The 13881-nt window shown below is 62.5% G+C and carries 13 protein-coding genes; 11 read left to right on the top strand and 2 right to left on the bottom strand.

Annotation, left to right across the window (positions count from 1 at the left end):
* Positions 1-40: 40 nt before the first annotated feature.
* Positions 41-1480, bottom strand: coding sequence for a channel protein TolC (locus VM99_05490; protein AKJ97532.1), 1440 nt, complete (start codon positions 1478-1480; stop codon positions 41-43).
* Positions 1481-1916: 436 nt separating this feature from the next.
* Between VM99_05490 and VM99_05485 the strand changes: the two genes are divergently transcribed.
* Complete coding sequence (locus tag VM99_05485) at positions 1917-3806, top strand: thiamine biosynthesis protein ThiC (protein AKJ97531.1); 1890 nt, start codon at positions 1917-1919, stop codon at positions 3804-3806.
* Positions 3807-3976: 170 nt separating this feature from the next.
* Positions 3977-5269: a nitrate reductase gene (locus VM99_05480; GenBank protein AKJ97530.1), complete on the top strand. Its 1293-nt coding sequence runs from the start codon at positions 3977-3979 to the stop codon at positions 5267-5269.
* On the opposite strand, the gene VM99_05475 is transcribed toward VM99_05480, so the two are convergent.
* The gene (locus VM99_05475; protein ID AKJ97529.1) at positions 5238-5984 is read right to left on the bottom strand and encodes a lipoprotein; all 747 of its coding nucleotides are present in this window, start codon (positions 5982-5984) and stop codon (positions 5238-5240) included. The two genes, VM99_05480 and VM99_05475, sit on opposite strands and share 32 nt — an antisense overlap.
* A gap of 213 nt (positions 5985-6197) precedes the next feature.
* On the opposite strand from VM99_05475, the gene nudF reads away from it, so the two are divergent.
* From nudF to VM99_05430, 9 genes are all read left to right on the top strand, one after another.
* Entirely contained in the window at positions 6198-6815 is a 618-nt protein-coding gene (gene nudF, locus VM99_05470; protein ID AKJ97528.1) for an ADP-ribose pyrophosphatase, read from the top strand.
* The gene (locus VM99_05465; GenBank protein ID AKJ97527.1) at positions 6806-7258 is read left to right on the top strand and encodes a cytoplasmic protein; all 453 of its coding nucleotides are present in this window, start codon (positions 6806-6808) and stop codon (positions 7256-7258) included. The genes nudF and VM99_05465 overlap by 10 nt, the downstream gene beginning before the upstream one ends.
* Before the next feature lie 110 nt (positions 7259-7368).
* The gene (locus VM99_05460; GenBank protein ID AKJ97526.1) at positions 7369-8184 is read left to right on the top strand and encodes a serine/threonine protein phosphatase; all 816 of its coding nucleotides are present in this window, start codon (positions 7369-7371) and stop codon (positions 8182-8184) included.
* A 279-nt stretch (positions 8185-8463) separates the two neighbouring features.
* Positions 8464-8724, top strand: a complete 261-nt coding sequence (locus VM99_05455; GenBank protein AKJ97525.1) for a hypothetical protein — start codon at positions 8464-8466, stop codon at positions 8722-8724.
* Positions 8725-8971: 247 nt separating this feature from the next.
* Complete coding sequence (locus tag VM99_05450; protein ID AKJ97524.1) at positions 8972-9328, top strand: hypothetical protein; 357 nt, start codon at positions 8972-8974, stop codon at positions 9326-9328.
* A 485-nt stretch (positions 9329-9813) separates the two neighbouring features.
* Positions 9814-10422, top strand: coding sequence for an esterase (locus VM99_05445; GenBank protein ID AKJ97523.1), 609 nt, complete (start codon positions 9814-9816; stop codon positions 10420-10422).
* Between the two features lie 42 nt (positions 10423-10464).
* The gene (locus VM99_05440; protein ID AKJ97522.1) at positions 10465-12369 is read left to right on the top strand and encodes a DNA topoisomerase IV subunit B; all 1905 of its coding nucleotides are present in this window, start codon (positions 10465-10467) and stop codon (positions 12367-12369) included.
* Positions 12369-13355: a DNA topoisomerase IV subunit B gene (locus VM99_05435; protein ID AKJ97521.1), complete on the top strand. Its 987-nt coding sequence runs from the start codon at positions 12369-12371 to the stop codon at positions 13353-13355. The genes VM99_05440 and VM99_05435 overlap by 1 nt, the downstream gene beginning before the upstream one ends.
* Entirely contained in the window at positions 13352-13873 is a 522-nt protein-coding gene (locus VM99_05430) for an aspartyl protease (protein ID AKJ97520.1), read from the top strand. Before VM99_05435 ends, VM99_05430 begins: the two co-directional genes overlap by 4 nt.
* Positions 13874-13881 lie beyond the last annotated feature (8 nt).

Genomic DNA, 13881 nt, shown 5'->3' with positions numbered 1-13881 from the left:
TCCCCTCGCCACAGGGAACCGTTGCCTGTTAAACGGGTGGTTACTGCGCCGGCCGTGAACGCAACTGCTGCGCCGCGGCCTGCGCCAGGTCCGGCGGCAGGAAGTCCTTGTCCGGGTTGTAGTCGGGCTTGAGGTAGCGCGACAGGTCTTGCAGGTCGGCCGGGCTCAAGGTGCCGGCGGCCTGCTTGAGGCGCAGGTTGTCGAGGATGTAGTCGTAACGGGCGTTGTTGTAGTTGCGCACCGAGGTGTACAGCTGGCGCTGGGCATCCAGCACATCGACGATGTTGCGCGTCCCCACCTGGTAGCCGATCTCCGTGGCTTCCACCGCGCTCTGGTTGGAAATGATCGACTGGCGCCGCGCCTGGACCTGTTCCACGTCGGTGTTCACCGCGCGGTGCAGGTTGCGGGTGTTTTCCACCACCTGGCGGCGCAAGCCTTCGCGCTGCTGCTCGGTCTGGGTGAGTTGCGAGTAGGACTCGCGCACCTGGGAGCTGGTCAAGCCGCCGCTGTAGATCGGAATGTTCAGTTGCAACGCCAGGGTGCGCTGTTCGACGTCACCGCCGTACGGTTGGCCGAACGCGTTCGGGTTGCTGAAGCCCAAGGCATCGTTGTCGCCTTTTTCGTACCTTGCCACGGCGTCCAGGGTCGGTGCGTGGCCGGCCTTGCGCTGGCGCAAGGTGTCTTCGGCCGCGGTGACCGCATAGTTGCTGGCCAGCAGGTTGAGGTTCTGCTTGGCGGCCGTGTCGACCCAGGCCTTGGCATCGTTCGGTGCCGGCGGCAGGATCGGCAGCGTGTGGACGATGCCCTGGATCGAGTTGTACTGGCGGTTGGTCAGGGTGATCAACGCCTCGAAGGCATCCTCGACCTGGCGCTGGGCAAGGATCCGGTTGGCGCGCGCAGTGTCGTAGCTGGCCTGGGATTGCAGGACGTCGGTCTTGTCCGACAGGCCCACGTCAAAGCGTTCGTTGGACTGGTCGAGCTGGCGCTTGAAGGCGGCTTCCTCGGCCTTGGTCGAGGCCAGGTTGTCCTGGCTGCGCAGCACGTTGAAATAGCTCTCGGCGCTTTGCAGAATCATGTTCTGCTCGGTGGCCGACAGTTGCAGCGAGGCCTGTTCATTCACCGACTTGGCGGCCTGGAACTGGAACCAGCGATCGGCCCGGAACAGCGGCTGGGACAGCGTGGCCTGATACGAGCGAGCGCTGCGGGTGGCAACGGCGGCCGGCTGGTCGATGTCGGTGCGCACGTTGGCCACTTCGGCGCCGCCGGACAGGTTGGGCAACAACCCGGCACGCGCCTGGGGCACCACTTCCTTCTGGGCGCCATACTGGGCGCGGGCGGCGGCCAGGTCGGCATTGTTGTCCACCGCTTCCTGATACACGCTCACCAGATCGGTTTTGGTGGTCAAGGGCGCTTCGGCAGCCCAGGCCAGTCCATTGGACGCACAAGACACGGCGAGGGCCAGTGAGAGTTTGCGCAGCATGAGGCGATCCCTATTTCACGGATGAGTGCGCACTAAAGAGGCGCGGCGTAGCGAGTGTAGTTGCGCGCACGCACGGCAACAATCCTGTATATGCGCCATTCATCACGGCTTTTGCCCAGGTGATGGCGTTCCGCGGGAGTTGTGTCTAGACTGGCCAGGTTCTTGTCGGGGTGCCTTGCTATGAGGCTGAGATCGAATAATTTCGGATCCCGTTGAACCTGATCAGGTTAACGCCTGCGTAGGGAACAAGATTTCTCGTCACCCGGCGAGTCCTCTTGTGCTTCGTCCGGGATGTGGTTCGATCATCGGCTTTCGATCTTCGAGCACGCTCCGCAGCAAGCACAGCATCCGCACCGTCGTGCGCGATTGCGTCCATTCGCTACAGGTTCGCTCCGACAAAAATCCACTGCCTGGATGTGTGTCTGGAGAGCCCGTGATGACGACAAAATCAAAAAACGCGATCAACCTCAGTGATTCGGCCCAGGTCGATCAGCAATCGGTTCAGCCCTTTACCCGCTCGCAAAAAATCTATGTCCAAGGCAGTCGCCCGGACATCCGCGTGCCCATGCGCGAAATCAGCCTCGACGTGACCCCGACCGACTTCGGCGGTGAGATCAACGCGCCGGTGACCGTGTACGACACCTCGGGCCCCTACACCGACCCGAACGTGATCATCGATGTGCGCAAAGGCCTGGCCGACGTGCGCTCGCCGTGGATCGAGGCCCGTGGCGACACCGAGCGCCTGGCCGGCCTGAGTTCCAACTTCGGCCAGCAGCGCCTGGCCGATCCCGAACTGACCCAACTGCGCTTCGCCCACGTCAACAACCCGCGCCGGGCCAAGCCGGGCGCCAACGTCAGCCAGATGCACTACGCGCGCAAAGGCATCATCACCGCCGAGATGGAATACGTCGCCATCCGCGAAAACATGAAGCTGGAAGTGGCCCGCGCCGCTGGCCTGCTGGACCAGCAACACGCCGGCCACAGCTTCGGTGCCAGCGTGCCGAAAGTCATCACCCCGGAATTCGTCCGCGACGAAATCGCCCGTGGTCGCGCGATCATCCCGGCCAACATCAACCACACCGAACTGGAACCGATGATCATCGGCCGCAACTTCCTGGTGAAGATCAACGGCAACATCGGCAACAGCGCGCTGGGTTCGTCCATCGAAGAAGAAGTGGCGAAGCTGACCTGGGGCATCCGCTGGGGCTCGGACACGGTCATGGACCTGTCCACCGGCAAGCACATCCATGAAACCCGCGAGTGGATCATCCGCAACTCGCCGGTGCCGATCGGCACCGTGCCGATCTACCAGGCCCTGGAAAAAGTCGGCGGCGTGGCCGAAGACCTGACCTGGGAGTTGTTCCGCGACACGCTGATCGAACAGGCCGAGCAGGGCGTCGACTACTTCACCATCCATGCCGGCGTGCTGTTGCGCTATGTGCCGATGACCGCCAAGCGCGTCACCGGCATCGTCAGCCGTGGCGGCTCGATCATGGCCAAGTGGTGCCTGGCGCACCACAAGGAAAACTTCCTCTACACCCACTTCGAAGACATCTGCGAAATCATGAAGGCCTACGACGTCAGCTTCTCGCTGGGCGATGGCCTGCGTCCGGGCTCGATTGCCGACGCCAACGACGAAGCGCAGTTCGGTGAGCTGGAAACCCTCGGCGAGCTGACCAAGATCGCCTGGAAGCACGACGTGCAATGCATGATCGAGGGCCCGGGCCACGTGCCGATGCAACTGATCAAGGAAAACATGGACAAGCAGCTCGAGTGCTGCGACGAGGCGCCGTTCTACACCCTCGGCCCGTTGACCACCGACATCGCGCCGGGCTATGACCACATCACCTCCGGCATCGGCGCGGCGATGATCGGCTGGTTCGGTTGCGCGATGCTTTGCTACGTGACCCCGAAGGAACACCTGGGCTTGCCGAACAAGGATGACGTGAAGACCGGGATCATCACCTACAAAATCGCTGCTCATGCGGCCGACCTTGCAAAAGGTCACCCCGGCGCGCAGATCCGCGACAACGCCTTGAGCAAGGCACGCTTCGAGTTCCGCTGGGAAGACCAGTTCAACCTCGGCCTGGACCCGGACACCGCGCGTTCGTACCACGACGAAACCTTGCCGAAGGACTCGGCCAAGGTCGCGCATTTCTGCTCGATGTGCGGGCCGAAGTTCTGTTCGATGAAAATCACCCAGGAAGTGCGCGAGTACGCGGCCAACCAGCGCATCGAGGCGGTGGATGTGGAAGTCGCCCAAGGGATGGCGGAACAGGCCGAGCGGTTCAAGCAGGAAGGCAGTCAGCTTTACAAGAAAGTGTGATGTGAGCTGGAGGCGGTGGTGTCCTTGCCGCCGCCTTCGCGAGCAAGCTCGCTCCCACAGTGGATCACTGGTGCACACAGATTTTTGTGCTTACCCCGATCCCCTGTGGGAGCGAGCTTGCTCGCGAAAGCAATCGCCAGAACAACAAGTATTCATCTGAGATAGCACCTTTGAACATCCAACCCAGCACCTACTCCCCCGACATCGCCGTCCCCCTGGACAAACGCGTCTTCGGCGCCCGCGATCTGTTTTCCCTGTGGTTTTCCCTCGGCATCGGCCTGATGGTCTTGCAGGTCGGGGCCTTGCTGGCGCCGGGCCTGGGCCTGAGTGGTTCGTTGCTGGCGATTTTCCTTGGCACGCTGGCGGGCGTACTGCTGCTTGCGGCGGTTGGGGTGATCGGCAGCGACACCGGCCTGTCGGCCATGGCCGCCCTCAAGCTCAGCCTCGGCAGCAAGGGCGCAAGCGTGCCGGCGCTGTTGAACCTGTTGCAGTTGATCGGCTGGGGGTCGTTCGAAATCATCGTCATGCGCGACGCCGCCAGCCTGCTCGGCGCCCGGGCCTTCAGCGAAGGCAGCCTCGGGGCGAATCCGCTGCTGTGGACCTTGTTCTTCGGTGCCCTGGCAACCTTACTCGCGGTGAGCGGGCCGCTGACGTTCGTGCGCAAGGTCCTGCGCAAGTGGGGCATCTGGCTGTTGCTGGCGGCGTGCACCTGGTTGACCTGGAACCTGTTCGCCAAGGCCGACCTGGCGGCGCTGTGGGCCCGGCCCGGTGACGGCTCGATGCCGCTGGCCGTGGGGTTCGACATTGCGATCGCCATGCCGTTGTCGTGGCTGCCGCTGATCGCCGACTACTCACGCTTCGGCCAACGCGCCCGGAATGTCTTCGGCGGCACCGCCCTGGGCTTCTTCATCGGTAACTTTTGGCTAATGAGCCTGGGCGTCGCCTACACCCTGGCGTTCGCCCCGAGCGGTGAGGTCAATGCGCTGTTGCTGGCGCTGGCGGGTGCCGGATTGGGTATTCCATTGCTGCTGATTCTGCTGGACGAGTCGGAAAACGCCTTCGCCGACATCCATTCGGCGGCGGTGTCCAGCGGCATGTTGTCGGGGCTTAAGGTCGAGCACCTGGCGTTGGCGATTGGTCTGGTCTGTACCTTGATCGCCTGTTTCGCGCCGTTGGCCCAGTATCAGAATTTCCTGTTGCTGATCGGCTCGGTGTTCGCGCCGCTGTTCGGCGTGGTGCTGGTGGACCACTTCATCCTGCGCAAACGCAGCAGCCAGGTGGCATCGGCCGCGTTGCGCTGGCCGGCACTGTTGGCCTGGCTGGGTGGGGTGAGCACGTATCACCTGCTCGCCAATGTCTACCCGGACATCGGTGCGACCCTGCCGTCGCTCATGCTGGCAGGGCTGCTGCAACTGCTGCTGAGCCGGGCGTTCAGCTACGGCCGGGAAACAGCTCGGGCTTGAGGATGCCGTTGAGGCGCGGGTAGGCGATCTTCAGCTCGATGTGGCCCAGGGCGTAGGGCGCGATGGTGCTGGTTTCATACTTGAGGATCACCCCGCCATAGGTCAGGGCGATGTGCGGGGTTTTCTGGAAGGACCACTGTTTCAGGAAGTCCGGTTCCTGATCCAGCTTGGTGCTGATCAACCAGCTGTTGTGGGCGACCTGGGCGGCTTTCCAGAATGCTTCTTCCTGGCCCGGCAGCAGCATGTCTGCCAGGGTCAGCACTTTGTGCTGCTGGCGCGAATAGTTGATGAAGCCGCGTCCCGGCGTGCCGTGGGCGCCGCCGGTGTCCAGGTAGCTGGACAATTCGATGATCACCAAGCCGTCATGCTGCTCACGTACCTTGGCCTGCAAATAGCTGCTGGTGCGCGGCGCCGCGGTGCGCAGGAACTGCTCGCGGTAGGCGGCCAGCGTGGGCGCGACCGGGGCGTCCGGGGTGGTGCGAGTCATTTGCAGCAGGCGTTTTTCAATGAGGCTGTCCAAGGCCGGCTCGGCAGGAAAATGCACGGTGTCGATGTTCACCAGCGGGCAGTCGGCGCTGGCGCAGCCCGGCTGCAATTGTTCCGAGGCGTCGCGGGTGGTTTCCAGCGGGGCGCGGTAGTTGGGTTGGAACAGGCTTTGGCAGGCCCCCAGCGTCAGGGCAATGGCGGCCAGCGAGGCAATTCTGAAAAGCGACATGGGCGTCCTTCGTGGAACAGGGAAAGGCGAAAAGTTACCCGCTTCGACTGTCAGCAGGGCAATCAGTTCGCCACTAAGCTCATTAGAGTGATTTTGCGCCTGGCCGTCCATCCCGATGACGGGAAAGGGGCTGCATCAAAGGGTACGGGCGCGTTAGGATGGCGCGAAGCCGAGGTTGGAACCTCGTATTGATCACCGCAAACGAGGACAGTCATGACCGATTTCGCCAACACCACCCCGAGCGCCGTGGACATCGTCAAGCGCGAGAACTGCTTCCAGGGTTTCTACAAGCTCGATCGTGTCCGCTTGCGCCATGAGTTGTTCGCCGGTGGCATGAGCCGTGAAATCAGCCGTGAGTTGTTTGTGCGCCATGACGCGGTGTGCGTATTGCCATATGACCCGCTGCGCGATGAAGTGGTGTTGATCGAACAGTTTCGCGTTGGCGCCATGGACAAGGCCGCCAACCCCTGGCTGGTAGAACTGGTGGCGGGCCTGATCGACAAGGACGAGCAACCGGAAGAAGTTGCTCATCGCGAGGCGCAGGAGGAAGCTGGGCTGGTCTTCGCGGCGTTGTGGCCAATGACCAAGTATTTTCCCTCGCCGGGCGGCAGTGATGAATTCGTGCATCTTTTCCTGGGGCGCTGCGACAGCACGGGGGCCGGCGGCCTGCATGGCCTGGAGGAAGAAGCCGAAGACATCCGCGTGAAAACCTGGGCTTTTGAAGACGCCTTGCAAGCGGTGCGCGACGGGCGTATCTGCAACGCAGCCAGCATCATTGCCCTGCAATGGCTGGCCTTGAACCGCGATGAAGTGAGGGGGCTATGGTCCTGAGCAAGCTGCGCGATCGTTATCGCGTCGACCTGGTAGGGCTGCAAGCAGCCTGCGAGGCCAACTACGCCCGCCTGATGCGCCTGTTGCCCGACATGCGCAACGACCCGGCGCCGCGGCGTATCGCGGTGACCCATGGCGACCAGATGCTCGGCGTGCTGGCCCTCGAGGTGCTGCAAACCTGCCCCTACACCACCACGCTGCAGGTGCGCCAGGAGCACAGCCTGCCGTGGCTGCCGGTGCCGCAACTGGAGGTTCAGGTCTATCACGACGCGCGCATGGCCGAAGTCGTGAGCGCCGAGCATGCACGACGCTTTCGCGGCATCTATCCTTACCCCAATGCCTCGATGCACCAGCCGGATGAAAAAGCCCAGTTGAACCTGTTCCTGGGGGAGTGGTTGAGTCATTGCCTGGCGCTGGGTCACGAATTCGAAGTGGTTCGCTAGCGGGTGTCCTGTCTGTGAACCGGTTCCGGTTCGCGGGTTTCCCCTTTCGACTATCCCCAGCATAATTGCGGCTTCATCCAACGGCGCGAGTACGCCTGGGAGTGAGCGATTTGCCGAGCGTATCCACCTTGACCACCGCTGACGCGGCGTTGCTGGTCCAACTCTCCGACAGCCACCTGTACGCCGAGGCTGATGCCTCGTTGCTGGGCATGAACACCCGGGACAGCCTGCGGGCGGTCATCGACCTGGTGCTCGAACAGCAGCCGGAGATAGATCTGCTGCTTGCCACGGGCGACTTGTCTCAGGACGGTACGCTGCAATCCTACGAAGCATTCCGCCAGATGAGCGCGAGGATCGACGCTCCGGCGCGCTGGCTGCCGGGCAATCACGATGAGCCGCAGGTGATGCTCCAGGCGGCGGTCCAGAGCACATTGCTCGATCCGGTGGTGGACATTGGCAACTGGCGCGTGACGATGCTCGACTCCGCCGTGCCCGGATCGGTGCCGGGGTTTTTAGCCGAAGAGCAACTGATTCTGCTGGCCAATGCCCTGAGTGAGGCGCCGGAGCGGCATCATCTGGTGTGCCTGCATCATCATCCGGTTTCGATTGGGTGTGCGTGGATGGAGCCCATCGGGTTGCGTAATCCTGAGGCGCTGTTTGCGGTGTTGGATCGGTTTCCCCAGGTGCGGGCGGTGCTGTGGGGGCATGTGCATCAGGAGATTGATCAGGTGCGCAATGGGGTGAGGTTGTTGGCTTCGCCTTCGACCTGTATTCAGTTTGAGCCTGGTTCTGTGGATTTTGCGGTGGGGGAGCAGGTGCCGGGGTATCGGTGGTTGCGGCTTTTGGCGGATGGGCGGTTGGAGACGGGGGTTGAGCGGGTGGTTGGGTTTGAGTTTGCGGTCGACTATGGGGCCAATGGGTATTGAGTTTTTCTGTGGGAGCGGGCTTGCCCGCGAAGGCGGCCCAGTGATTGGCTTGGGTTTTGTTGATTGAGTACATATCCATTGGTGCGGTAACGGCTACTTCTGGTTCCGCCCTTACGGCGGGTTACTTTTGGCAAACGCCCCAAAAGTAACCAAAAAGGCTTGCCCCTCCACTCGGTGCCTCGCCTAGGCTCGGCATCCCCTCACTCCGGCATTGCTCCGTGGGCCCGCCGCGAAGGGCCATCCATGGCCCAGCGCGGCTAACCCGGCATCCATGCCGGGTTGCCCACTGCGCAATGCCTGCGTTCGGCCGTCGTGGTTAACGGGGCCTTCAAGATCAAAAGCAAAAAGCAAAAAGCAAAAGCAAAGCAAGGCGGCCTTGTGGCCGGCCTGTTCTTGCGGCTGACCTTGGTTCCCTGTGGGAGCGGGCTTGCCCGCGAAGGCGGCTTTACGGTCGACCTGCATCTGTGGGAATGGTCGGACCTCCGCGCAGATTTTTCCGACGAGCTCTGGCGGTTGCCGGGTGGGAAGGGTTATCGCTAACCTTTTTCGGTCGCTGCAATCAGCGACCGGGCCTGGAAAACCCGAAGAGTAAAAGGCGTAACAGCGCACCACGTGAGATACTGCCGTGCTTTATCTGTGCAGTTCTGCGTTATGGCGGCTGTGCGTGGGAGACTTTCGAGTCTGCCGGGTTTTCCTTTTACCTCGGTTTTTCCAGCCCTCGCATAGCTGCCACCTCTCGACTGGAAAACGAGATGTGGCGGTTCCACTTGGTAAAAGGAACCTCACCATGTTCAAAGTTACCCCCAATCCCCCAAAAACCGATCCCACCGCACCCCACGCCGGCTTCGATGCCAAGAAACTTGACGAAGCCGCCGAACGCGCCCTCAACTTCTACCTCGCCCCAGAACCCCAGGCCAAAAAGAAACCATCCCCCGGTCAGCTATTCACCGTCGTCGAAAACCTCGATAGCGAAACCCTCCTGGCCAACCTCAGCGAAACCCTGGCCTCGGCCAATGCGATGCTCAGCGACCTGGCCTTCAATCTGGAAGGCCCCAACCGGCATATAGCCTTCGGCGTCCAGCAGATGGTCGAACTGAGTGAGCTGCTGGCAAACCGAGCACTTGATGTCGTCGATCCCCGATAGGCCAGACAACATTTGCTTTTGCTTTTGCTTTTGCTTTTGCTTTTGCTTTTGATCTTGAACGCCCCATTAACCACAAGGGCCGAACGCAGGCGTTGCGTAGTGGGCATCCCGGCATGGATGCCGGGATAGCCGCGCTGGGCCATGGATGGCCCTTCGCGGCGGGCTCACGGAGCAATGCCGGAGTGAGGGAACACCGAGCCTTGGCGAGGTGCCCAGCGGTGGGGCACAGACTTTTTGGTTACTTTTGGGGCGTTTGCCAAAAGTAACCCGCCGTAAGGGCGGAACCCTAAGCAGCCGTTACCGCAGCAACGGATATGTACCCGGAAATCCAAGTCGACCACGACACAGCCATCGCGAGCAAGCTCGCTCCCACAATTGGATCGGAGTACAGCTGATAGAGATGGGCCGACGATAAGGCCAAATCCCCCAAACCGCCACAAACTCCCTGTAAACTCCGGCCTTTGCCCTCGACACAGGAAGTTGGCATGTCCGCTTCGATCCTCTACATCCACGGCTTCAACAGCGCCCCAGCCTCGACCAAGGCCCGTCAACTCATCGACGTGATGACCCGCCTGGGCCTGGGCGATCAGTTGCAAGTGCCAGCCCTGCACCACCACCCCCGCGAAGCCATGGCCCAATTGGAGCAGGCAATTGCACAACTGGGCCGTCCGCTGCTGGTCGGCAGCTCGCTCGGCGGCTACTATGCGACTCACTTGGCCGAGCGCCACGGCCTCAAGGCATTGCTGATCAATCCGGCCGTCAGCCCCCATCGGATGTTCGATGGCTACCTGGGCACGCAGAAGAATTTGTACACCGATGAAACCTGGGAGTTGACCCACGACCACGTCACGACCCTGGCCGCGTTGGAGGTGCCGGCGCCCCAGGATCCGCAGCGGTATCAGGTATGGTTGCAAACCGGTGATGAAACGCTGGATTATCGCCACGCCCAACAGTATTACCGCGCCTGTGCGTTGCGCATCCAGGCCGGCGGCGACCACGGTTTCCAGGGGTTTGCCCAGCAGCTGCCGGCGCTGCTTGGTTTTGCCGGCATTGGCGCCGATTTGTACCAGGCGATCGACTTCACCTCGCTGTGAACCATCGCCCCTTTTTCATTTGAACACTGACGACGAGACCCCATGGCCACTCCCAGCGCTAGCTCTTATAACGCAGACGCCATCGAAGTCCTCTCGGGCCTCGACCCGGTGCGCAAGCGCCCCGGCATGTACACCGACACCAGTCGGCCGAACCACCTCGCCCAGGAAGTCATCGACAACAGCGTCGACGAAGCCTTGGCCGGGCACGCGAAATCGGTACAGGTCATCCTGCACGCCGACCATTCGCTGGAGGTCAGCGATGATGGCCGCGGCATGCCGGTGGACATCCACCCCGAAGAAGGCGTGTCGGGCGTCGAGCTGATCCTCACCAAGCTCCACGCCGGCGGCAAGTTTTCCAACAAGAACTACCAGTTCTCCGGCGGTCTGCACGGGGTGGGTATTTCCGTGGTCAACGCCTTGTCGACCCAGGTCCGGGTGCGGGTCAAGCGTGACGGTAACGAATACCAGATGACCTTCGCCGATGGCTTCAAGGCCACCGAGCTGGAAGTGGTCGGCAGCGTCGGCAAGCGCAACACCGGGACCAGCGTGTATTTCGCCCCGGACCCGAAGTATTTCGATTCGCCGAAGTTCTCTGTCAGCCGCCTCAAGCACGTGCTCAAGGCCAAGGCCGTATTGTGCCCAGGGTTGTTGGTCAGTTTCGAGGACAAGGCCAGCGGCGAGAAGGTCGAATGGCATTACGAAGACGGCCTGCGCTCTTACCTGGTGGACGCGGTCAACGGTTTCGAACGCCTGCCCGACGAGCCGTTCTGCGGCAGTCTGGCCGGTAACAAGGAAGCCGTGGACTGGGCGCTGCTGTGGCTGCCCGAGGGCGGCGAGAGTGTCCAGGAAAGCTACGTCAACCTGATCCCCACGGCCCAGGGCGGGACCCACGTCAACGGTTTGCGCCAGGGCCTGCTCGACGCCATGCGCGAGTTCTGCGAGTTCCGCAACCTGCTGCCCCGGGGCGTGAAGCTGGCGCCGGAAGACGTGTGGGAGCGCATCGCGTTCGTGCTGTCGATGAAGATGCAGGAACCGCAGTTCTCCGGCCAGACCAAGGAACGCCTGTCGTCTCGCGAAGCGGCGGCGTTTGTTTCCGGTGTGGTCAAGGATGCCTTCAGCCTGTGGCTTAACGCCAACCCGGAAACCGGCCTGGCGCTGGCGGAGTTGGCGATCAGCAACGCCGGTCGTCGCCTCAAGGCCAGCAAGAAGGTCGAGCGCAAGCGCATCACCCAGGGGCCGGCGTTGCCGGGCAAGCTCGCCGACTGCGCCGGGCAGGATCCGATGCGTTCCGAGCTGTTCCTGGTGGAAGGGGACTCCGCCGGCGGTTCGGCCAAGCAGGCGCGGGACAAGGAGTTCCAGGCGATCCTGCCGCTGCGGGGCAAGATCCTCAATACCTGGGAAGTGGACGGCAGCGAAGTGCTGGCCAGCCAGGAAGTGCACAACATCGCCGTGGCCATCGGCGTCGATCCGGGCGCCGAGGACATGAGCCAGTTGCGCTACGGCAAGATCTGCATCCTCGCCGACGCCGACTCCGACGGCCTGCACATCGCCACGCTGCTGTGCGCGCTGTTTGTCCAGCATTTCCGTCCGCTGGTGGACGCCGGGCATGTCTACGTCGCGATGCCGCCGCTGTACCGCATCGACCTGGGCAAGGACATTTATTACGCCCTGGACGAAGCCGAGCGCGACGGCATCCTCGATCGCCTGGTGGCCGAGAAGAAGCGCGGCAAGCCACAGGTCACCCGATTCAAGGGCCTGGGTGAGATGAACCCGCCGCAACTGCGCGAAACCACCATGGACCCGAACACCCGTCGCCTGGTGCAACTGACCCTGGATGATTTCGCGGCCACGACGGAAATCATGGACATGCTGCTGGCGAAGAAACGCGCTGGCGATCGCAAGTCCTGGCTCGAATCCAAGGGCGACCTGGCCGAGGTGCTGGCCTGATGCGCAGCGGTTTCGCCCTGGCGTTGTTGCTGTGGGCGGGGGCTGTGGTCGCAGAACCGGCACCGGAATTGAAGTTGCTGTCCGAGCACGCCGTCGAAGGCATGCGCGGCGGCAACCTGTCCGGGTTGGCCCTGTGTGGCAATGAAATGTGGACGGTGTCCGATCGCGACGATGACCGCATTTATCGCCTGGACACCTCCGATGGGAAGGTCTGGCAGGCCCAGGCGTTGACCATCGACGTGCCTGAGGTGCCCGACAACGGTTTGCCCTGGGGCTTGCGTTCGCGAATCTGGGCTGCATCGTTCCTGCGCGGTGGCGCGCTGGATTTCGAAGGCATCAGTTGCGACAGCGCCGGCAATCGCTACGTGGTCAGCGAGGCCTACGCGGCGGTATTGCAAGTGCCGCCGACCGGCGAGGCGTCCTGGTTGAAAATCGCCCCGACAATGATTCGCCAGGCCCGGGCCAGCGGCATGTTGTTGCATTTCAATGCGCTGTTCGAAGGTCTGGCGGTGAGCCCGGCCGGCGATCAGCTATGGCTGGCGGCCGAGCGTGAACGTCGTGGCCTGTTGCTGATCAAGCGCCAGCAAACGGTGTGGGATTGCGATGACAACTGCGTGTTGTTGAGCGAAGCGGGACTGGAGATGCAGCCGGCGCAGTTCCCCAAGGCCCGCCCGGTTTCCCGGGATTTCGCAGATATTTCATTGTTCAATGGCAAGCTGTTTACCCTGGAGCGCAACGCCTTCCAGGTCTGCCGGCGTGATCCGCAGAGCGCCAGGGTGGAGCGTTGCTGGTCGTTTGCCGCCGAGGCCTTGCAGGACAATCGCCGCTATTCTCAGGACTACGGTCTGGCCGAAGCGCTCGTGGTGGATGCCGAGGGCGCCTGGATCGGCCTGGACAACAACGACGGGCCACGGGCCGACGGCGAAGAGCGTCCGATTGTCTGGCGCTTTGCGGCGCCAGACGGCGGCTGGGATGCCGCGCCATGAGCCAACAGGCGCCGGGCAAGCGCGCCGGTCGGGTGTTGATGATCCTGGCCTGGTGCGCGGCCCTGTTCCTGGCGACACGCTTCTTTGCCCAGGTAGAGCAGCGTCAGCAGAACCCCAACACCCAGGTGTATTCGCAACGGGGCGAAGGGTTTATCGAAGTGAAGCTGGTGGGCAATACCCAGGGGCATTTCGTCGCCAGCGGCCATATCAACGGCCAGCCGGTGGATTTCATGCTCGACACCGGTGCCACGGATGTGGCGATTCCAGTGGAGTTGGCCGAGCGCCTCAAGCTGGAAAAAGGTTTCGGCGTGACGTTGAGTACCGCCAACGGTTTGAGCGAGGGCTATCGCACCCGCATCGACCGGCTGCAATTGGGTGACATCGTCTTGCGCGATGTCCGTGCCCTGGTGGCGCCAGGCCTGGGTGGCACGCAGGTGCTGCTGGGCATGAGCGCCCTGAACAAACTTGAATTTACCCAGCGCGACGGCACCATGCTGCTGCGCCAGACAACGAACTGATGAGGCCC

It is taken from the genome of Pseudomonas chlororaphis, assembly GCA_001023535.1.
In the GTDB taxonomy this organism is placed as follows: Bacteria; Pseudomonadota; Gammaproteobacteria; order Pseudomonadales; family Pseudomonadaceae; genus Aquipseudomonas; species Aquipseudomonas chlororaphis_E.
This window is presented reverse-complemented; position numbering and strand designations above follow the sequence as displayed.

Coding starts and splice junctions, on each gene's coding strand:
- VM99_05465 (AKJ97527.1), top strand. CDS start 6,806: ATGGTCCTGAGCAAGCTGCGCGATCGTTATCGCGTCGACCTGGTAGGG.
- VM99_05430 (AKJ97520.1), top strand. CDS start 13,352: ATGAGCCAACAGGCGCCGGGCAAGCGCGCCGGTCGGGTGTTGATGATC.
- VM99_05450 (AKJ97524.1), top strand. CDS start 8,972: ATGTTCAAAGTTACCCCCAATCCCCCAAAAACCGATCCCACCGCACCC.
- VM99_05445 (AKJ97523.1), top strand. CDS start 9,814: ATGTCCGCTTCGATCCTCTACATCCACGGCTTCAACAGCGCCCCAGCC.
- VM99_05485 (AKJ97531.1), top strand. CDS start 1,917: ATGACGACAAAATCAAAAAACGCGATCAACCTCAGTGATTCGGCCCAG.
- VM99_05440 (AKJ97522.1), top strand. CDS start 10,465: ATGGCCACTCCCAGCGCTAGCTCTTATAACGCAGACGCCATCGAAGTC.
- VM99_05435 (AKJ97521.1), top strand. CDS start 12,369: ATGCGCAGCGGTTTCGCCCTGGCGTTGTTGCTGTGGGCGGGGGCTGTG.
- VM99_05475 (AKJ97529.1), bottom strand. CDS start 5,984: ATGTCGCTTTTCAGAATTGCCTCGCTGGCCGCCATTGCCCTGACGCTG.
- VM99_05490 (AKJ97532.1), bottom strand. CDS start 1,480: ATGCTGCGCAAACTCTCACTGGCCCTCGCCGTGTCTTGTGCGTCCAAT.
- nudF (AKJ97528.1), top strand. CDS start 6,198: ATGACCGATTTCGCCAACACCACCCCGAGCGCCGTGGACATCGTCAAG.